Origin of the sequence: Thiohalocapsa halophila, assembly GCF_016583825.1 — a bacterium.
Lineage (GTDB): Bacteria > Pseudomonadota > Gammaproteobacteria > Chromatiales > Chromatiaceae > Thiohalocapsa > Thiohalocapsa halophila.
This window is the reverse complement of the sequence record NZ_NRRV01000098.1, coordinates 1-17,786: the sequence shown is the minus strand read 5'-3', so window position 1 is coordinate 17,786 and position 17,786 is coordinate 1. Positions and strand designations below refer to the sequence as shown.

Annotated in this window: 15 protein-coding genes; 4 read left to right on the top strand and 11 right to left on the bottom strand. The window is 67.5% G+C overall.

All coding sequences use genetic code 11. From position 1 onward, the window contains the following. Positions 1–421: 421 nt before the first annotated feature. The 6 genes from CKO31_RS23635 to CKO31_RS23610 form a co-directional block, all read right to left on the bottom strand. Complete coding sequence (locus CKO31_RS23635) at positions 422–730, bottom strand: DUF4351 domain-containing protein (protein WP_200242488.1); 309 nt, start codon at positions 728–730, stop codon at positions 422–424. 512 nt (positions 731–1,242) lie between these two features. Beyond that, on the bottom strand, positions 1,243–1,755 hold the full coding sequence (locus tag CKO31_RS23630; protein ID WP_200242485.1) for a DUF1640 domain-containing protein: 513 nt from the start codon (positions 1,753–1,755) through the stop codon (positions 1,243–1,245). Positions 1,756–1,920: 165 nt separating this feature from the next. Beyond that, complete coding sequence (locus tag CKO31_RS23625; protein ID WP_200242482.1) at positions 1,921–2,919, bottom strand: DUF4351 domain-containing protein; 999 nt, start codon at positions 2,917–2,919, stop codon at positions 1,921–1,923. Between the two features lie 92 nt (positions 2,920–3,011). After that, on the bottom strand, positions 3,012–3,986 hold the full coding sequence (locus tag CKO31_RS23620; protein WP_200242480.1) for a DUF4351 domain-containing protein: 975 nt from the start codon (positions 3,984–3,986) through the stop codon (positions 3,012–3,014). Positions 3,987–4,513: 527 nt separating this feature from the next. Next, positions 4,514–5,500, bottom strand: a complete 987-nt coding sequence (locus tag CKO31_RS23615; protein ID WP_200242477.1) for a DUF4351 domain-containing protein — start codon at positions 5,498–5,500, stop codon at positions 4,514–4,516. Between the two features lie 620 nt (positions 5,501–6,120). Next, a complete protein-coding gene (locus CKO31_RS23610) occupies positions 6,121–6,513 on the bottom strand; it encodes a DUF4351 domain-containing protein (protein WP_200242474.1) in 393 nt (130 codons plus the stop codon). Positions 6,514–6,780: 267 nt separating this feature from the next. Here CKO31_RS23610 and CKO31_RS23605 point away from each other — a divergent pair, with 267 nt between their 5' ends. Beyond that, positions 6,781–6,975: a hypothetical protein gene (locus CKO31_RS23605; protein ID WP_200242473.1), complete on the top strand. Its 195-nt coding sequence runs from the start codon at positions 6,781–6,783 to the stop codon at positions 6,973–6,975. Between the two features lie 429 nt (positions 6,976–7,404). On the opposite strand, the gene CKO31_RS23600 is transcribed toward CKO31_RS23605, so the two are convergent. Further along, positions 7,405–7,869 carry a DUF29 domain-containing protein gene (locus CKO31_RS23600; protein WP_200242471.1) on the bottom strand — a complete coding sequence of 155 codons (465 nt, stop codon included), beginning with the start codon at positions 7,867–7,869 and terminating at the stop codon, positions 7,405–7,407. A gap of 532 nt (positions 7,870–8,401) precedes the next feature. Next, positions 8,402–8,989 carry a hypothetical protein gene (locus tag CKO31_RS23595; RefSeq protein ID WP_200242468.1) on the bottom strand — a complete coding sequence of 196 codons (588 nt, stop codon included), beginning with the start codon at positions 8,987–8,989 and terminating at the stop codon, positions 8,402–8,404. 638 nt (positions 8,990–9,627) lie between these two features. On the opposite strand from CKO31_RS23595, the gene CKO31_RS23590 reads away from it, so the two are divergent. The 3 genes from CKO31_RS23590 to CKO31_RS23580 all read left to right on the top strand — a co-directional run bounded on the left by CKO31_RS23590 (position 9,628) and on the right by CKO31_RS23580 (position 12,455). Beyond that, a complete protein-coding gene (locus CKO31_RS23590) occupies positions 9,628–10,149 on the top strand; it encodes a hypothetical protein (RefSeq protein WP_200242465.1) in 522 nt (173 codons plus the stop codon). Positions 10,150–10,161: 12 nt separating this feature from the next. Beyond that, on the top strand, positions 10,162–10,473 hold the full coding sequence (locus CKO31_RS23585) for a nucleotidyltransferase domain-containing protein (RefSeq protein ID WP_200242462.1): 312 nt from the start codon (positions 10,162–10,164) through the stop codon (positions 10,471–10,473). Between the two features lie 584 nt (positions 10,474–11,057). After that, positions 11,058–12,455 (top strand): MBL fold metallo-hydrolase, encoded by a 1,398-nt coding sequence (locus CKO31_RS23580; RefSeq protein ID WP_200242459.1) that lies wholly within the window; start codon positions 11,058–11,060, stop codon positions 12,453–12,455. A gap of 195 nt (positions 12,456–12,650) precedes the next feature. Here the strand turns inward: CKO31_RS23580 and CKO31_RS23575 are convergent, their stop codons facing one another. The 3 genes from CKO31_RS23575 to ppc all read right to left on the bottom strand — a co-directional run bounded on the left by CKO31_RS23575 (position 12,651) and on the right by ppc (position 17,526). Beyond that, entirely contained in the window at positions 12,651–13,100 is a 450-nt protein-coding gene (locus tag CKO31_RS23575; RefSeq protein ID WP_200242456.1) for a DUF29 domain-containing protein, read from the bottom strand. A gap of 75 nt (positions 13,101–13,175) precedes the next feature. Beyond that, positions 13,176–13,472, bottom strand: a complete 297-nt coding sequence (locus tag CKO31_RS23570; protein ID WP_200242453.1) for a DUF1640 domain-containing protein — start codon at positions 13,470–13,472, stop codon at positions 13,176–13,178. A gap of 1,234 nt (positions 13,473–14,706) precedes the next feature. Beyond that, positions 14,707–17,526 carry a phosphoenolpyruvate carboxylase gene (ppc, locus tag CKO31_RS23565; RefSeq protein WP_200242452.1) on the bottom strand — a complete coding sequence of 940 codons (2,820 nt, stop codon included), beginning with the start codon at positions 17,524–17,526 and terminating at the stop codon, positions 14,707–14,709. Between the last annotated feature and the right edge of the window lie 260 nt (positions 17,527–17,786).

Genomic DNA, 17,786 nt, shown 5'->3' with positions numbered 1-17,786 from the left:
GCCCGTGGATCGCTTTACACGCCGGACACCAGCGTCCACGGTGAGTTTCAGGCTTCGCCGCCTCCCAGTGGGCTCGCCACGACACCCCGCCGAATCGGGTTCGTTATCCTGCAGACCGACAGTTCGCCTCCGGTTGCTCCCCACCCCGCCTCGCGGCGACGCAGTTACCATTGGCTACGGAGCTTCGGCTTACTCCGACACGGACTTTCACCGTGCTGATGAGGCGACCTCGCGGGCGCACTGGGAGCGGCATCCCTGCCGCGACGCGGAGCTCGACGCTGGCTGTCGCGGCCAGAGGCCGCTCCCACGGCGGCCCTTGGCGCTGTGGGAGCGGCATCCCTGCCGCGACGCGGGCCTCCGCGCTAGCTGTCGCGGCCAGAGGCCGCTCCCACGGCGCCGGGATCGTGCGGGCCGCCGGGGTTTAGTGCTCGTCGAAGACCTCGGCGAGGGTGGCGGCATCGAGCAGGCGCCTGGCCCAGCGCTCGAGCTGGGCGGCGTCGGCTTGCTCCAGGCGCGCGCGGGTGTCCTCGCTGAGCGGGCCGAAGCGTTGGGATAAAAGCATCACAAGCAGGGCCGCCTCGCCTTCTTGCTTGCCTTCCTCCCAGCCGATGCGGCGGCCGATGCGTTCGACACTGGTGATGTAGCGCATTGCCTGGGCTCCTTTGAGGGCTTGGATGTCTCGCCACAGCTGCCGCTCCAGATTCTCCGGCAAGTAGGTGTAGGTGAACATGCGCTTGGCGAAGTCCGCATCGCGCCGGCCTTGGGCTTCGATGTGGATGTAGACCCACTGCTCGGCGCCGTTCTGACACAGGGGGGCGCGTGCCGAACTATGAGGACGGTTACCTTAATTGGTCGGTCTCGATGCCGCTTGCAAAGCCGCCCACTCCGTGGAAGACGGGGTGGACTACGCTTCGCTTGTCCACCCTCCCATACATCTGTCAAATCTTTTTTATCTATCTTCTTCTCCGCGCGAAATCGCCAACCCGTCGATAGGCAAAACCTATTGCCGATGGGCCGTCCAGTTCCGCGCGTTGCCGGGGCGCCCGCGCTGCGGTCCGTCCGGATGTTCGCCACCCGGGGTCGACCGAGCCTCCCACATGGGATGTCCGCTACGACGCCGCAGCGTTGCCCGAAACGCGGTTCTTGGGGCGGTGGATGGATCTGCGCGGCGGCGGGCCGGTGCCGGGTGATGACGCCGCTGGGCAGTGGTGGTGGGCAGACCCGGCTGCCGCTGGTCAACCTTTAGGCCAACAGCCAGTCCAGCAGGCGGATGAGGCCGGTGACGGCGCCGATGGCGCCGATGATCCAGACGGTCTGGCGATGGATGGCGGTGCGCAGGTTGGCCTCGGTAGATTTGAGGTCCACGCGCACTTGGTCGATCTCCTTTTGCAGCCGCAGCTCGACTTCTTTGATCTCCTTGCGTACGACTTCGATCTCCTTGCGGACGCCCTCGATCTCGCCTTGGAGCCGCAGCTCGACCTCCTTGATCTCCTTGCGGACACTCTCGATCTCGCCCTGGAGCCGCAGCTCGGACTCCTTCATCTCCTTGCGGACGACTTCGATCTCCTTGCGGACGACTTCGATTTCCTTTTGCAGCCGCAGCTCGGACTCGCGCACGTCGGCAGCGCGGGCGAGGTCTCCGGGTTGCGGCCATCGCTCTTCCAGCGCCCGAATCGCGTCCACCAGCAGACGAAACCGGGTGCGGTCGTCGGGGGCTTCGTTGAGCTGCGCGTAGAGATCGAAGGCGAGGGTCATGGGAGGGGACGTGGGGCTGTGTTGAAGGGCTGATATGTCTTGACGCTGGCGTCTTTCGGGGCTGCTTGGATCATAGCAGAGGCCCGCGCCTGAGCCGGCGGGGGTGGTGTTCGTCGCGGCCAGAGGCCGCTCCCACGGTGCCGGGATCGTGCGGGCCGCCGGGGTTTAGTGCTCGTCGAAGACCTCGGCGAGGGTGGCGGCATCGAGCAGGCGCTTGGCCCAGCGTTCGAGCTGGGCGGCGTCGGCTTGCTCCAGGCGCGCGCGGGTGTCCTCGCTGAGCGGGCCGAAGCGTTGGGATAGGAGCATGACGAGCAAGGCGGCCTGGCCTTCCTGCTTGCCTTCCCGCTTGCCTTCCTGCTTGCCTTCCTGCTTGCCAGCGAGTTGGCCGTCCTTCCAGCCGATGCGGCGGCCGATGCGTTCGACACTGGTGATGTAGCGCATTGCCTGGGCTCCTTCGAGGGCTTGGATGTCTTGCCACAGCTGCTGCTCCAGATTCTCCGGTAGGCGCATCATCCAGTCCAGCACCGCGAACAGGTCCAACACGCGCTGGCGTGTCCAGCCGTGGCGGTAGAGCAATTGCACCAGACGGCGCTTGAAGCGGTAGCGGGCGTTGGGGTCATGGCGCGTGCGGGCGGTGTAGAGATGTGCGGCGGTGACGAGGGCGAAGGGGTTGCGATCACGCTCCAGTTGGTGCAGCCGATCGGTGAAGTCGAGCAGCTTCACGACCGGGAAGCGGAATCGGTGCGTACAGCCGAGCTGCTGCAGGTCGAAGCCCCTCGGCTTCCAGTCGGGGCTCAGGTCGGCGAGGATCGCGAGGCTGGCGATGGGTTGGTCGTAGCGGTCGTAGAGGCGGTAGTTGTAGGTGAACATGCGCTTGGCGAAGTCCGCATCGCGCTGGCCTTGGACTTCGATGTGAATATAGACCCACTGCTCGGCGCCGTCCTGGCGCGTGACCCGCACCAGGGCATCGGCGTCGCGTTTGCCAAGCTCGGCGTCGCGGACCACCTGGCGCAGCTCGGTGTCCAGAAAGCTGTGCTCGCGCGTCCAGTCGATGCGGGCATGGGCATCGGGAAAATAGAACGCCATCAGCTCCGGGAAGGCATGGGCCAGCATGGTCTTCCATGGGTTGTCGTAGTCGTCTGCCGGTGTTTCGGGCTCGGTCATCGGGCTCGATGTCGGAGTGAGCCGGCGGGGGTGGTGTTTGTCGCGGCCGGAGGCCGCTCCCACGGTGCCGGGATCGTGCGGGCCGCCGGGGTTTAGTGCTCGTCGAAGACCTCGGCGAGGGTGGCGGCATCGAGCAGGCGCTTGGCCCAGCGCTCGAGCTGGGCGGCGTCGGCTTGCTCCAGGCGCGCGCGGGTGTCCTCGCTGAGCGGGCCGAAGCGTTGGGATAGGAGCATGACGAGCAAGGCGGCCTGGCCTTCCTGCTTGCCTTCTTGCTTGCCAGCGAGTTGGCCGTCCTTCCAGCCGATGCGGCGGCCGATGCGTTCGACGCTGGTGATGTAGCGCATTGCCTGGGCTCCTTCGAGGGCTTGGATGTCTTGCCACAGCTGCTGCTCGAGATTCTCCGGTAGGCGCATCATCCAGTCCAGCACCGCGAACAGGTCGAGCACGCGCTGGCGTGTCCAGCCGTGGCGGTAGAGCAATTGCACCAGCCGGCGCTTGAAGCGGTAGCGGGCGTTGGGGTCCTCGCGCGTGCGGGCGGTGTAGAGGTGTGCGGCGGTGACGAGGGCGAAGGGATTGGGATCGCGCTCCAGTTGGTGGAGCCGATCGGTGAAGTCGAGCAGCTTCACGACCGGGAAGCGGAATCGGTGCGTGCAGCCCAGTTGCTCTAGGTCGAAGCCGGCGGGCTTCCACTCGGGGCTCAGGTCGGCGAGGATCGCGAGGCTGGCGATGGGTTGGTCGTAGCGGTCGTAGAGGCGGTAGTTGTAGGTGAACATGCGCTTGGCGAAGTCCGCATCGCGCTGGCCTTGGACTTCGATGTGAATATAGACCCACTGCTCGGCGCCGTCCTGGCGCGTGACCCGCACCAGGGCATCGGCGTCGCGTTTGCCAAGCTCGGCGTCGCGGACCACCTGGCGCAGCTCGGTGTCCAGAAAGCTGTGCTCGCGGGTCCAGTCGATGCGGGCATGGGCATCGGGGAAGTAGAACGCCATCAGCTCTGGGAAGGCATGGGCCAGCATGGTCTTCCAGGGGTTGTCGTAGTCGTCTGCCGGTGTTTCGGGCTCGGTCATCGGGCTCGATGTCGGAGTGTGCTGGGGCGGGAGGCCCACTATCGTACACGTCACGACGCTCGGCGTCGCGGCAGGGAGGCGGCTGCCGCGGCTCGGGACGGGAAGTGGGAGCGGCATCCTTGCCGCGACGTGGGCCTCAACGCTGGCTGTCGCGGCCAGAGGCCCCTCCCACAGTCGCCATTGGCGCTGTGGGAGCGGCATCCGTGCCGCGACGCGGGCCTCGGCGCTGGCTGTCGCGGCCGGAGGCCGCTCCCACAGGGGCTCTGGCGCTGTGGGAGCGGCATCCTTGCCGCGACATGGGCCTCAACGCTGGCCGTCGCGGCCAGAGGCCGTTCCCACGGTGGGCCCTGGCGCTGTGGGAGCGGCATCCCTGCCGCGACGCGGAGCTCGACGCTGGCTGTCGCGGCCAGAGGCCGCTCCCACGGTGGGCCTTGGCGCTGTGGGAGCGGCATCCTTGCCGCGACGGGGGTGTTCGGCGCTGGCTGTCGCGGCCGGAGGCCGCTCCCACGATCTGCACGAGCGGAAGCTCAGTGCTCGTCGAAGACCTCGGCGAGGGTGGCGGCATCGAGCAGGCGCTTGGCCCAGCGCTCGAGCTGGGCGGCGTCGGCTTGCTCCAGGCGCGCGCGGGTGTCCTCGCTGAGCGGGCCGAAGCGTTGGGATAGGAGCATGACGAGCAAGGCGGCCTGGCCTTCCTGCTTGCCTTCCCGCTTGCCTTCCTGCTTGCCAGCGAGTTGGCCGTCCTTCCAGCCGATGCGGCGGCCGATGCGTTCGACACTGGTGATGTAGCGCATTGCCTGGGCTCCTTCGAGGGCTTGGATGTCTTGCCACAGCTGCTGCTCCAGATTCTCCGGCAGGCGCATCATCCAGTCCAGCACCGCGAACAGGTCGAGCACGCGCTGGCGTGTCCAGCCGTGGCGGTAGAGCAATTGCACCAGGCGGCGCTTGAAGCGGTAGCGGGCGTTGGGGTCCTCGCGCGTGCGGGCGGTGTAGAGGTGTGCGGCGGTGACGAGGGCGAAGGGGTTGGGATCACGCTCCAGTTGGTGCAGCCGATCAGTGAAGTCGAGCAGCTTCACGACCGGGAAGCGGAATCGGTGCGTGCAGCCCAGTTGCTCTAGGTCGAAGCCGGCGGGCTTCCACTCGGGGCTCAGGTCGGCGAGGATCGCGAGGCTGGCGATGGGTTGGTCGTAGCGGTCGTAGAGGCGGTAGTTGTAGGTGAACATGCGCTTGGCGAAGTCCGCATCGCGCTGGCCTTGGACTTCGATGTGAATATAGACCCACTGCTCGGCGCCGTCCTGGCGCGTGACCCGCACCAGGGCATCGGCGTCGCGTTTGCCAAGCTCGGCGTCGCGGACCACCTGGCGCAGCTCGGTGTCCAGAAAGCTGTGCTCGCGGGTCCAGTCGATGCGGGCATGGGCATCGGGGAAGTAGAACGCCATCAGCTCCGGGAAGGCATGGGCCAGCATGGTCTTCCATGGGTTGTCGTAGTCGTCTGCCGGTGTTTCGGGCTCGGTCATCGGGCTCGATGTCGGAGTGTGCTGGGGCGGGAGGCGCACTATCGTACACGTCACGATGCTCGGCGTCGCGGCAGGGAGGCGGCTGCCGCGGCTCGGGACGGGAAGTGGGAGCGGCATCCTTGCCGCGACGTGGGCCTCAACGCTGGCTGTCGCGGCCAGAGGCCGCTCCCACAGTCGCCATTGGCGCTGTGGGAGCGGCATCCGTGCCGCGACGGGGCCTCGAACGCGGCTGTCGCGGCCAGAGGCCGCTCCCACAGGGGCGCCTGACGCTGTGGGAGCGGCATCCCTGCCGCGACACGGGCCTCGAACGCGGCTGTCGCGGCCAGAGGCCGCTCCCACAGAGGCCCCTGGCGCTGTGGGAGCGGCATCCCTGCCGCGACATGGACCTCGACGCTGGCTGTGGCGGCCGGAGGCCGCTCCCACGGTGGCCCTTGGCACCGTGGGAGCGGCATCTTCGCCGCGACGGACGCCTCGGCGCCGGCTGTCGCGGCCAGAGGCCGCTCCCACAGTGGCCATTGGCGCTGTGGGAGCGGCATCCCTGCCGCGACGCGGGCCTCCGCGCTGGCTGTCGCGGCCGGAGGCCGCTCCCACGGTGCCGGGATCGTGCGGGCCGCCGGGGTTTAGTGCTCGTCGAAGACCTCGGCGAGGGTGGCGGCATCGAGCAGGCGCTTGGCCCAGCGTTCGAGCTGGGCGGCGTCGGCTTGCTCCAGGCGCGCGCGGGTGTCCTCGCTGAGCGGGCCGAAGCGTTGGGATAGGAGCATGACGAGCAAGGCGGCCTGGCCTTCCTGCTTGCCTTCCTGCTTGCCAGCGAGTTGGCCGTCCTTCCAGCCGATGCGGCGGCCGATGCGTTCGACACTGGTGATGTAGCGCATTGCCTGGGCTCCTTCGAGGGCTTGGATGTCTTGCCACAGCTGCTGCTCGAGATTCTCCGGTAGGCGCATCATCCAGTCCAGCACCGCGAACAGGTCCAACACGCGCTGGCGTGTCCAGCCGTGGCGGTAGAGCAATTGCACCGAATTGCGGGGACGGTAACCTTAATTGGCCGGTCTGGATGCCGCTTGCAGAGCCGCCCACTCCGTGGAAGACGGGGTGGACTGCGCTTCGCTTGTCCACCCTACGCTTCGCTTGTCCACTCTACGCTTCGCTTGGCCACTCTACGGGCTGCGGGCCCGCGTTGTATGGGCTGCGGCGTTGTGCTTGGGCTGCGGTGTACAGTTTTGGAGTCATTGCGGGCGACCCTGCCGCTGTCTCACGCTGTGAGCGAGAGTGGCGTTGAGACCATGCAGATTTTCCACTACGGCGGCGTCAACGGCTCCTGCCATCAGCCGACCCTGGATGACGGGCGCCCTCTGCTCATTGACGGCTGGCCGCTTCAGGGTGCCGAAGCCGGGCCGGACAGCGGTTGGGCGGCGCAGTTGGAGATCCGCTTTCCGGTCCGGGTGCGGTCGTCGGGTGATTCGTTGATCTGCTCGTAAAGCTCGAAGGCGAGGGTCACGTGCCATCGGCGGACTGAAGTCTGCCAGCCCCGCGGTGCCGACTGAAGCCGGCGCACCCGGGATTGGCCTCGCGACTTCCGCAGTGGTGCACTGGTAGGCGTCAGGATCGTGACTGGCCGCGACCGCCGCTGTTGGTGCTGAAGTCGCGGCAGGGCTGCCGCTGCGACCTTGATCATATAACTCCGGTCGCCTTGAGCGCTGGCTGCATCGTCAGGCCATCCTGTCCTGACAGAATCAGGGCTGGAAGCCCTGACTACGCAAGGCGCGCCCGCGCATGGACGCAGTGGTGATCCAGGCCGCCGCCCGCGCAAGCGGGACGGGCCGGCGGGCCGATCTGCGCCCGTGGCAACCGGTGCCGGCCACCGGGAGGGTGTCTCAGGTGCCGGGGCCGACCGGTGGGTGCGGCACTCAACGGTCGGTTCGCTGCTCGCTGCCGGGAAAACAATCCGGGTCGAGCGCCTGCTCGATGCTGTGGGGACAGATGTCCGGCACGCTGACCTGCTCGCCATGCAGCTCGAACATGCGCTGTGCCGCCCTGCGGGCTTGCTGCCAGGCTTTGTCGAACAGCTCGTGCGCATGGTGCTTGAGGCTGGGGGTGGCGTCGATCCGAGCCTGGGCTTGGTCGCGAAGCTCCATGATCTCTTCCGTCCACTTGGACCTTGGCGCTGAGGCCGGCGAATACTGCAACTTGATGAGGTGCAGCAGGATCTGGCGCAGCAGGGATTGCAGCGCGAGCTTTTGTTCTCGGCCCATGTCTTCCAGCTCTTCGGCGATGTGCTCCTGGTCCAGCTCTGCCCATTTGCCGGCGCGCAGCAGGGCGGATTGCTCCTGCGTCCAGCGTAGGAAGTCAGTTTCGTAGGTTTGCTTGATCATCGTGGCACCTGGCGAGGTCCCCGGCCGGCTCCGGGGGCCGGTTCGGGAACGGCTGCGACGCTGTGGTTCTAGGCTGCACCTTAGCCGACGAGTCCGCAGTCTGCAGGGAGGGCTGAGGCGGAGACGGGCTGTCGCGGCCGGAGGCCGCTCCCATGGCGACCCTTGGCGCTGTAATTAGGGGGACGGTAACCTTATTTCGCTCGTCTAGGCGGATGCCTGGTGCAGCGTCTTGGCTCCGCAGCAAGACCTGCTCGACTTGATCGCCGGCTTGCATGGGCCGGCGCTGGAGGTGAGCTGCTAGGGGGGGTGCCGGCGTTTTGTCGGTACTGGGACGGGCGGCTGGCGGTGGCCGGGGGTGGCGGCCTGTGCTGGTGCGGGGCGGGACGCCCCTGCTCCCCGTGGCCGGCGGGACGCCGGCAGTCCCGGTGGAGCTTTGGCTAAGCTGTGGGGATGTTTGGCCGTGTGAGGCTTGCTTGGTCCCGGCGGTCGGGGCGCCGGATTGGGGCCTGCAAGACCGGGGCTCAGTCGTTTGTTAGGCGAGCAGCCAGTCGAGCAGGCGAATCAAACCAGTGACGGCACCGATGGCGCCGATGATCCAGACGGTCTGGCGGTGGATGGCGGTGCGCAGGTTGGCCTCGGTGGATTTGAGGTCCACGCGCACTTGGTCGATTTCCTTTTGTAGGCGCAGCTCGACCTCTTTGATTTCCTTGCGGACCAGCTCGATCTCGCCTTGGAGCCGCAGTTCGACCTCCTTCATCTCTTTGCGGACGCCTTCGATCTCCTTGCGGACGCCTTCGATCTCCTTGCGGACGCCTTCGATCTCCTTGCGGACGCCTTCGATCTCTTCCTGGAGCCGTAGCTCGACCTCCTTTATCTCTTTGCGGATGCCTTCGATCTCTCCCTGGAGCCGCAGCTCTGCTTCCTTCATCTCCTTGCGAACAATTTCGATCTCTTTCTGCAGCCGCAGCTCCGACTCGCGCACGTCCGCACCGCGAGCGATGTCTCCGGGTTGCGGCCATCGCTCCTCCAGCGCTCGGATCGCATCCACGAGCAAACGAAACCGTGTGCGGTCGTCGGGCGCTTCGTTGATCTGGTCGTAGAGCTCGAAGGCGAGGGTCATGGGAGGGGGCGTGGGGCTGTGTTGAAGGGCTGATATGTTTTGACGCTGGCATCTTTCGGGCCTGCTTGGATCATAGCAGAGGCCCGCGCCGGAGCCGGCGGGGGTGTTTGTCGCGGCCGGAGGCCGCTCCCACGGGGGCTTTGGTGCTGTGGGAGCGGCATCCTTGCCGCGACTCGTGGCCCGACCGGAGCTGTCGCGGCCAGAGGCCGCTCCCACGGTGGCCCTTGGCACCGTGGGAGCGGCATCATTGCCGCGACCTGGGCCTCGAACGCGGCTGTCGCGGCCAGAGGCCGCTCCCACAGTCGCCCCTTGCGCTCTGGGAGCGGCATCCTTAGCCGCGACGGGGGCCTCGGCGCTGGCTGTCGCGGCCAGAGGCCGCTCCCACAGTGGCCCCTGGCGCTGTGGGAGCGGCATCCTTGCCGCGACCGGGGCCTCGAACGCGGCTGTCGCGGCCAGAGGCCGCTCCCACAGTGGCCCTGGCGCTGTGGGAGCGGCATCCTTGCCGCGACGGGGGCCTCGAACGCGGCTGTCGCGGCCAGAGGCCTCTCCCACGAGCTGGGATACCCTGCGCTCAGCGAGCTGCTGTACGTCGTCGCGATGACCTACACTCATGGCCAAAATCGGGTTTCCGGGGACGCATGACACCGAACGACCCAGCTTCGCCGCCCTACGATCCGAAGCTCGCTGCGCTCTTCGCCGCGAATGTTCGCGAGTCCGAACGGGTCGCCCAAAATCTGCGCGTGTCGCTCCGACGCACCGCACATCTGCTGCCATTGGACGGTGCGTTGCTCGAGCAGCTTGACGATGAAGGCAAGGAGCGCCTGGATGCCTTCCGCGTGCGCTTTGCGGACCTTCAGGGTCTGCTCGCGAGCAAGGTGTTTCGCAGCCTGCTTTTGCTGGAAGAGGAGCAGCCCATCTCGCAGCTCGACGTGCTCAACGCCATGGAGAAGCGTCGCATCATCCCGTCCTTCCAGGCGTGGAAGCGGCTGCGGGATTTGCGCAACATCTTCATGCACGAGTACCCGGAGCATGCGCAGGAGCGAGCGGAGGCGCTGACGCTCGCTGTCGCGGGCGCACCGGAGCTGCTCGCCGTGCTCGACCGGACGGTGGCCTATGCGAAGGATCGGATCGGCTTACGCGTGGCCGCAGGTCGCCAGTGAGGACTCCCGGTAATGAGACTCGATCCGGCAACGATTGCCCCTGTCGTGCAGGCGGTCCGGGAGAGCTTCGGCGACACTGCCCAGGTCTGGCTGTTCGGCTCCCGCACCGACGACGGCAAGCGCGGCGGGGATATCGACCTCTACATCGAAACGGATCTGGAGCGGGACATCGTGATGCGGCGCTCCGCTTTGCGGCGGCGGCTGGAAGCGATCTATGGCGATCAGAAGATCGATCTCGTGATACGACCCCGCAGCCGCGCGCCGCATCCGTTGCATGAGATCGCGCGTGAGCAAGGTGTCCGGCTGAGCGAGGTGGCACGGTGAGGGAGAGGGCTGAGGGCTGAGGGCTGAGGGCTGAGGGCTGCGGAGTGTCGCAGCGTGGGAGCGGCATTCCTGCCGGGACATGGGGCTCGGCGCTGGCTGTCGCGGCCGGAGGCCGCTCCCACAGAGGCTTTGGCGCTGTGGGAGCGGCATCCTTGCCGCGACTCCTGGCCCGACCGAAGCTGTCGCGGCCAGAGGCCGCTCCCACAGCAGCAACCTCGCGCTGTGGGAGCGGCATCCTTGCCGCGACGGTGCGGGTACCAGGCTCGTCGCGGTAGGGATGCCGCTCCCACCGTGCCAGCAATTGCGGGGACGGTAACCTTAATTGGCCGGCCTGGATGCCGCTTGCAGAGCCGCCCACTCCGTGGAAGACGGGGTGGACTGCGCTTCGCTTGTCCACCCTACGCTTCGCTTGTCCACTCTACGCTTCGCTTGTCCAACCTACGCTTCGCTTGTCCACTCTAGGGGCTGCGGGCCTGCGTTGTATGGGCTTCGGCGTTGTGCTCGGGCTGCGGTGTACACTCTTGGGGTCATTGCGGCCGACCCTGCCGCTGTCTCACGCTGTGAGCAAAAGTGGAATTGAGACTATGCAGATTTTCCACCACGGCGCCGTCGACGGCGTCACCGGCTCCTGCCATCAGCTGACGCTGGATGACGGGCGCGCCCTGCTCATCGACTGCGGGCTGTTTCAGGGCGCGGAGGCGGGGGCGGACGGCGCCCGGGCGGAGCAGTTGGAGATCGGCTTTGCCGTGGCGCCCATCGCGGCGCTGGTGGTTACCCATGTGCATATCGATCATGTCGGTCGGCTGCCGTATCTGCTGGCCGCCGGGTTTCGCGGGCCGATCCTGTGCAGCCCGGCGTCGGCGGCGCTGCTGCCGTTGGTGCTGGAGGATGCGCTGGCCGTGGGCTTTACCCGCAATCGGCGGCTGATCGAGCAGGTGCTGGCGGTGCTGCGCCAGCGTATCGTGGCGGTGCCTTATGGGCAGTGGGTCGATCTGGCCGGCGAGCCGGTGCCGGGCGACGGCGCCGACGGGCAGATCCGGCTGCAGCCGGCGGGGCATATTCTCGGCTCTGCGTACGTGGAGTGTCAGGCCGACGGAAAGCGCGTGGTGTTTTCTGGGGACCTAGGTGCGCCGGATACGCCGCTGCTGCCGGCGCCGGCGTCTCCCGACCGGGCGGATGTGCTGGTGTTGGAGAGCACCTACGGCGACCAGCTGCACGAGGACCGCGCTACCCGCGCCGAGCGCCTGCGGGCGGTGATCGAGCATGCGCTGCGCGATGAGGGCACGGTGCTGATCCCGGCGTTCAGTATCGGTCGCACCCAGGAGCTGTTGTACGAGTTGGAGGATCTGTTTCATCTGCACGGCGCCGAGGGTCCCGAGCCGCGCGCGGCGTGGCAGCAGCTACAAGTGGTGCTGGACTCGCCGCTGGCGGCGGATTTCACGCGGGGTTATCGACAGCTGCGTGCGCATTGGGACGCCGAGGCCAAGGGCCGCGTGCGCGAGGGGCGTCATCCGCTGGCCTTCGAGGAGCTGGTCACCGTCGACCGCCATGACGATCATCTGCGCATGGTGCGCCACCTGGCCCAAAGCCGGCAGCCGGCGGTGGTGATTGCCGCCAGCGGCATGTGCGCCGGGGGCCGGGTGGTGAACTATCTGAAGGCGCTGCTCGGGGACCCGCGCCATGATGTGCTCTTCGTGGGCTATCAGGCGGCGGGGACGCCGGGACGGGACATCCAGCGCTACGGACCCCGGGGCGGGTATGTGGTGCTGGATGGCGAGCGCTACGATATTTCTGCACAGGTGCAGACCATCGGCGGATACTCGGCCCATGCCGATCGGCAGAGCTTGGTGGACTTCGTCACCGGCGTCCCTGCCCCGCCGCGGGAGATTCGGCTGGTGCACGGCGACGACGGCGCCAAGAGCGCGCTCGCCTCAAAACTGCAGGCGGTGCTGCCGGAGAGTCGGGTCTTGGTGCCGGGATGAGGGGGCTTTGTGCAGAGCGCTGTGGGAGCGGCATCCTTGCCGCGACTCGAGGCCTGAGCGGAGCTGTCGCGGCCGGAGGCCGCTCCCACGGCGCGCTGGCTTTGACCCAATTGCGGGGACGGTATATTGAATTAATCCGCATCGGCTGCCCACGTCTGGCGGATCCGCTGCGCTTAGCCACCCTGGGCTCCTGCATTACGGCTGACTATGATCCGGCAGCCAATCGTCGTCCAGCAAGCGCTCCAGCGGATAGGGGAGACTCGCCGGAAACTGTGTGATCGCCAAGCCAGTTTCGCGGCTCGCCAGTTGCGCCCCGTCGGCGTAAGCGAGGTCGGCGGCTTCCGCCAGGAACGGCTTGAGGCTCGGCGAGCTGCTCAGCAGGTCCCGAAGCCGCAGCCGTTGCTCCAGAATCGAGCCGAGCCAAGAGCTGCAACGGTGCGTCGGCTGGTACTCCCACTTCAGCAGATGGCCGAGCAGTATTTTGAGCCGGCTGACAAGCTCTTGGCGATCGCGACGAGCCATGTTCTCCAGCTCCTCGATCAGATGCTCGACATCGATGTCCTGAAAGCGACGCGCCTTAAGCAGCTCAGCAGTCTGCCGAGTCCAGGCATGGATATCGTGCTCGTACAGGTTGGTCGTGGTCATCTCTGTATGCGCAAGCTGTAAGGTGCCGATGAGGCGGCGTTGGCGACGACGGCACGGTGCCCCTGCCCGTCAGCATCAACCACCGGCATTGCCGCTCATCCGTATCGTACGGAGCCACACTTCGATCTCCTTGCGGATCAGCTCGATCTCGCCTTGCAGGCGCAGCTTGATCTCCTTCATGTCCTTACGGACGAACTCGATTTCCTTCTGCAGCCGCAGCTCGGCCTCACGCACGGCAGCGCCGCGGGCGATGTCTCCCGGGTGCGGCCGGCTCTCCTCCAGCGTTCGGATCGCATCCACGATCAAGCGGAACCGTGTGCGGTCATCGGGCGCTTCGTTGATCTGCTCGTAGAGCTGAAAGGCGAGGCTCATAGGGCATGCCGTGCGGCTGCGTCAACGGACCAACGCATGGAGGTCGGTGGCTGTCCGGCGTGCTGCGAGCATAGCAGAGACGGCCGCCCGAGCCGTTCGGGGCAGCGCACTTGTGGCAGCCAGGCAGAGGGCTCCGACGGTGCACCGAGCACCCCTGCCCCGTCGCGACCGCCTACACTGGCGTGATATGCGCGGCATGTCTGGCTACCCGGCCCACACTGGCGACGGAGCAAGGCCATGTTGCACGAGCGTTTTGAGGCGATCCCGGCGGCGCCGAGGGCGGCATGCGTCCATTGGCAACGGCGGCTGCCAGTGGCCGGCGGTCCCGGTGGCGCTTTGGCCAGGGCGTCGGGATGTTTGGCAGTGTTGGGCTCGGCTGGTCCCGGGCGCGCGGCGCCCGGCGCCGAATTGGGTCCTGCGGAACCTGCGTTCAGCCGTTTGCCGGGCAAGCAGCCAGTCGAGCAGCTGTGTTTCCAGGCTGCACGTCAGCCGATGAGTCCGCAATCTGCGGGGCGGGCCGAGGCAGAGAGGGGCTGTCGCGGCCGGAGGCCGCTCCCACAGTGGGCCTTGGCGCTGTGGGAGCGGCATCCTTGCCGCGACGTGAGCCTCGACGCTGGCTGTCGCGGCCAGAGGCCGCTCCCACAGCAGCAACCTCGCGCTGTGGGAGCGGCATCCTTGCCGCGACGCGGGCCTCGACGCTGGCTGTCGCGGCCAGAGGCCGCTCCCACGGTGGCCCTTGGCGTTGTGGGAGCGGCATCTTTGCCGCGACGTGGGCCTTGGCGCTGGCTGTCGCGGCCGGAGGCCGCTCCCACAGTGGCCTTCGGCGCTGTGGGAGCGGCATCCTTGCCGCGACGTGAGCCTCGACGCTGGCTGTCGCGGCCAGAGGCCGCTCCCACGGCAGCCCCTGGCGTTGTGGGAGCGGCATCCTTGCCGCGACATGGGCCTCGACGCTGGCTGTCGCGGCCAGAGGCCGCTCCCACAGTGGCCCTTGGCGTTGTGGGAGCGGCATCCTTTCCGCGACGCGGGCCTCGGCGCTGGCTGTCGCGGCCAGAGACCGCTCCCACAGCAGCAACCTCGCGCTGTGGGAGCGGCATCCTTGCCGCGACACGGGCCTCGACGCTGGCTGTCGCGGCCAGAGGCCGCTCCCACGGTGGCCCCTGGCGCTTTGGGAGCGGCATCCTTGCCGCGATGTGGGCCTCGATCTCTGCTGTCGCGGCCGGAGGCTGCTCCCGCGCTAGCCGGTGTTGCGCATGCCGGCGGCGACGGCGTTGATGGAGCGCAGTAGCGGGTCGAGCCACTGCTCGCGGTCGTCTTGGTCGGGGCTGCTGCGGTAGCGCTGGAGCAGCGCGATCTGCACGTGGTTGAGGGGGTCGAGGTAGGTGTTGCGCCGGGCCAGCGAGAGCTGGAGGTCTGGGGTTTCTTCCATCAGCCCGTGCAGGCCGGCGATGTTCAGCACCTGGGTGCGGGTGCGCTCGTATTCGGCGGCGATGAGGCCGTAGATGCGCGCGGCGCGGTCCTTGTCGGTGGCGAGCTGGGTGTAGCTGGCGGCGATGTGCATCTCCGCCTTGAACAGCGACATTTGGGTGTTGCTGAGGATGGCGCGGAAGAAGGGCCATTCCTCGTACATCTTTTGGAGCTTGGCGAGGCGCTCCAGGTCGCCGCCACGCCAGCGCTCGATGGCGCTGCCGATGCCGTACCAGGCGGGAATGGTGTGGCGCGACTGAGCCCAGCCGAAGACCCAGGGAATGGCGCGGATGGAGTTGAGCGAGCGGTCCGCCTTCTTGCGGTGGGAGGGCCGGGAGCCGATGTTCAAGAGCGCAATGGCATCGACGGGCGTGACTTCGTAGAAGTAGTCCAGCAGCCCTTCGGCGTCCACCAGCTCGCGGTAGGCCTCTTCGCCGCAGCGGGCGAGCTCCGCCATGATGCCGAGGTAGTCCTTGCGCGGCTTGGGCGGCGGCTCGATGACGCAGCGGCTCGCCTTGACGAGGCCGCTGATGCCCATGGTGAGCTCGTAGAGGGCGGTCTCCGGGTTGGCGTAGCGGTAGGAGAGCACCTCCCCCTGCTCGGTGAACTTGATCTGCCCATGCACGGTGTCGTCGGGCTGGGACAGGATGGACTCGTGGGTGGGGCCCCCGCCGCGCCCGATGGTGCCGCCGCGACCGTGGAAGAGCCGGCAGTGCACGCCGCGGCCTTCTGCCAGGGCGACGATCTTCTCCTGCGCCTCGTAGAGGTTCCAGGCCGAGGACATGATGCCGCCGTCCTTGCAGGAGTCCGAGTAGCCGAGCATGACCTCCTGCAGGTTGCCGGATGCCTTGAGCAGCGCGGCATAGGTCTCGTTGTCGAAGAGCGCCGACATGACGGTGTCAATGCGCTCGAGGTCGTCGATGGTCTCGAACAGCGGCGCGATGCGAATGTCGCAATGCCAGCCCTTGGGCGTCTTGCCGGCGAGCCCGGCGAGGCGCGCCAGCAGCATCACCTCCATGACGTGGCTCGCGTGGTGGGTCATGGAAATGACGTAGGAGCCGAACACACGCGCGCTGATCTCCGCGCGCATGCGGGCCATGACCTCGAACACCTCCAGCGTCTCGCGCGTGTCGGGTGTGAGCGTGCCCTTGTCGATGAGGAAGGGATAGGGATGGGCGATGGCCTGCGCCAGCGCCTGGAGCTTTTGCGGCTCGGTGTAGGACTCGTAGAAGGGGGCGCCGGGCTGGCGGGCGAAGAGCTCGGTGACGGCGGCCGTGTGCCGGGTGGACTCCTGGCGCACGTCGAGCTGCACCAGGTGGAACCCGAAGCTCTCCACCAGGCGGATCAGGTCTGCCAGCGGACCGTCGGCGGCGCTGGCATCGCCGTGGCTCACCAGGGAGTCGCGGATCAGATGCAGGTCCGAGAGCACCGATTCGGCGTCGTCGTAGCCCTTAATGATGTCCGTGGGCGCCTCCGGGTGCGCGATGCGCGCCTGCACTCGCGCCAGGTTGGTCTCCAGACGGTGGCGGACGATGGCGAGCTTGCGCCGATAGGGCTCGTGGTAGTAGCGCCGCGGGGTCTGGCCCATGGCGCCGAGCCAGTAGTCCTCGTCCTCGTCCAGGCTGTCGAGGAAGGCCTGGGAGGGCTGCACCAGGGTGTTGGAGTGGCTCAGGATGCGGGTGAGGGCCTTGACCCGGCGGATGTATTCCGTCAGCGCCTCCTCGCAGTGCATGCGCACGGCCAGCGCTGTGGTGTCCGGCTTCACGAAGGGATTGCCGTCGCGGTCGCCGCCGATCCAGGAGCCAAAGGCGACGAAGCTCGGCACCCGGATGTCGGACTCCGGCCCGTAGGCGCGGCGCACGGCCCGCTCCAGGTTGCGGTAGATCTGCGGCAGGGTCTCGAACAGCGAGGCATGGAAGAAGTAGAGCCCCTGGCGGACCTCATCGGTGACCTGCGGCTTGTGCACGCGGACCTCGTCGGTCTTCCACAGGATCTGGATCTCGCGCAAGATCTCCGCCATGCGGTCCTGCTCTTCCTCGGCGTTCAGCACCGAGCGCCGCCAGTCCAGCATCAGCAAGAAGATGCGCCGCTGGGTCTCCAGCGTGGTGCGGCGCTTGGCCTCCGTCGGGTGGGCCGTGAACACGGGCAGATAGACCAGCCGGTCCAGCAGGGTCTGGAAGCGCTCGGCGCTGACGCCCTCCTCCGCGAACTGGCGCAGGGTGTGGTCGAAGGAGCCCCGCCACAGGCGTCCGCCGGCGCTGATGCGGCTGCGCCTGGCGAGAAAGCTTTGGACCTCTTCGGCGATGTGCGCCAGCGAGAAGTAGATGGTGTAGGCGCGGATGACCTCGGACAGGGTCTGCGGGTCCAACTGGTCGATGCGCTTCATGAGCTTGGCGCGCAGCTCCGGGTCGTCCTGCTCGCGCAGGGTCAGGAAGCCGTCGCGCAGGCGCTCCACCACCACCAGCACGCGCTTGCGGCTGTACTCGCGCAGCACGTCGCCGAGCAGGTTGGCGAAGAGCGCGATGTCTTTCTCCGCGCTGGGCGCGGACACGTCGAGCCGCTCGGAAGAATCGGGCGTGAGATCGTTCATGGTGCGGGTACTGCGGCGAGGCCGAGCTGGGGCCTGGATGGGGCCGAGATGGGGCGCGGGCGCGTCGGTCGGCGGGCTGGGAGCGCCAGTCTAACCCGGCGCCGGGAGTGGGCAAAGGGCAGCGTGGGAGCGGCAGCAATTCTAAATTTGCCGCCCTGGCGCAGCGGCGCGGCCAGTAGGCGGCGGCGTCGCGGGCTCCAGGGCCTCGTGCATGAAGTCGAGGAGCTGCTCCCAGGAGTCGAACGGCCAGTACAGCGTCA

Coding starts and splice junctions, on each gene's coding strand:
- CKO31_RS23580 (WP_200242459.1), top strand. CDS start 11,058: ATGCAGATTTTCCACCACGGCGCCGTCGACGGCGTCACCGGCTCCTGC.
- CKO31_RS23630 (WP_200242485.1), bottom strand. CDS start 1,755: ATGACCCTCGCCTTCGATCTCTACGCGCAGCTCAACGAAGCCCCCGAC.
- CKO31_RS23570 (WP_200242453.1), bottom strand. CDS start 13,472: ATGAGCCTCGCCTTTCAGCTCTACGAGCAGATCAACGAAGCGCCCGAT.
- CKO31_RS23575 (WP_200242456.1), bottom strand. CDS start 13,100: ATGACCACGACCAACCTGTACGAGCACGATATCCATGCCTGGACTCGG.
- CKO31_RS23590 (WP_200242465.1), top strand. CDS start 9,628: ATGACACCGAACGACCCAGCTTCGCCGCCCTACGATCCGAAGCTCGCT.
- CKO31_RS23605 (WP_200242473.1), top strand. CDS start 6,781: ATGCAGATTTTCCACTACGGCGGCGTCAACGGCTCCTGCCATCAGCCG.
- ppc (WP_200242452.1), bottom strand. CDS start 17,526: ATGAACGATCTCACGCCCGATTCTTCCGAGCGGCTCGACGTGTCCGCG.
- CKO31_RS23595 (WP_200242468.1), bottom strand. CDS start 8,989: ATGACCCTCGCCTTCGAGCTCTACGACCAGATCAACGAAGCGCCCGAC.
- CKO31_RS23600 (WP_200242471.1), bottom strand. CDS start 7,869: ATGATCAAGCAAACCTACGAAACTGACTTCCTACGCTGGACGCAGGAG.
- CKO31_RS23585 (WP_200242462.1), top strand. CDS start 10,162: ATGAGACTCGATCCGGCAACGATTGCCCCTGTCGTGCAGGCGGTCCGG.
- CKO31_RS23620 (WP_200242480.1), bottom strand. CDS start 3,986: ATGACCGAGCCCGAAACACCGGCAGACGACTACGACAACCCCTGGAAG.
- CKO31_RS23615 (WP_200242477.1), bottom strand. CDS start 5,500: ATGACCGAGCCCGAAACACCGGCAGACGACTACGACAACCCATGGAAG.
- CKO31_RS23625 (WP_200242482.1), bottom strand. CDS start 2,919: ATGACCGAGCCCGAAACACCGGCAGACGACTACGACAACCCATGGAAG.
- CKO31_RS23635 (WP_200242488.1), bottom strand. CDS start 730: ATGTTCACCTACACCTACTTGCCGGAGAATCTGGAGCGGCAGCTGTGG.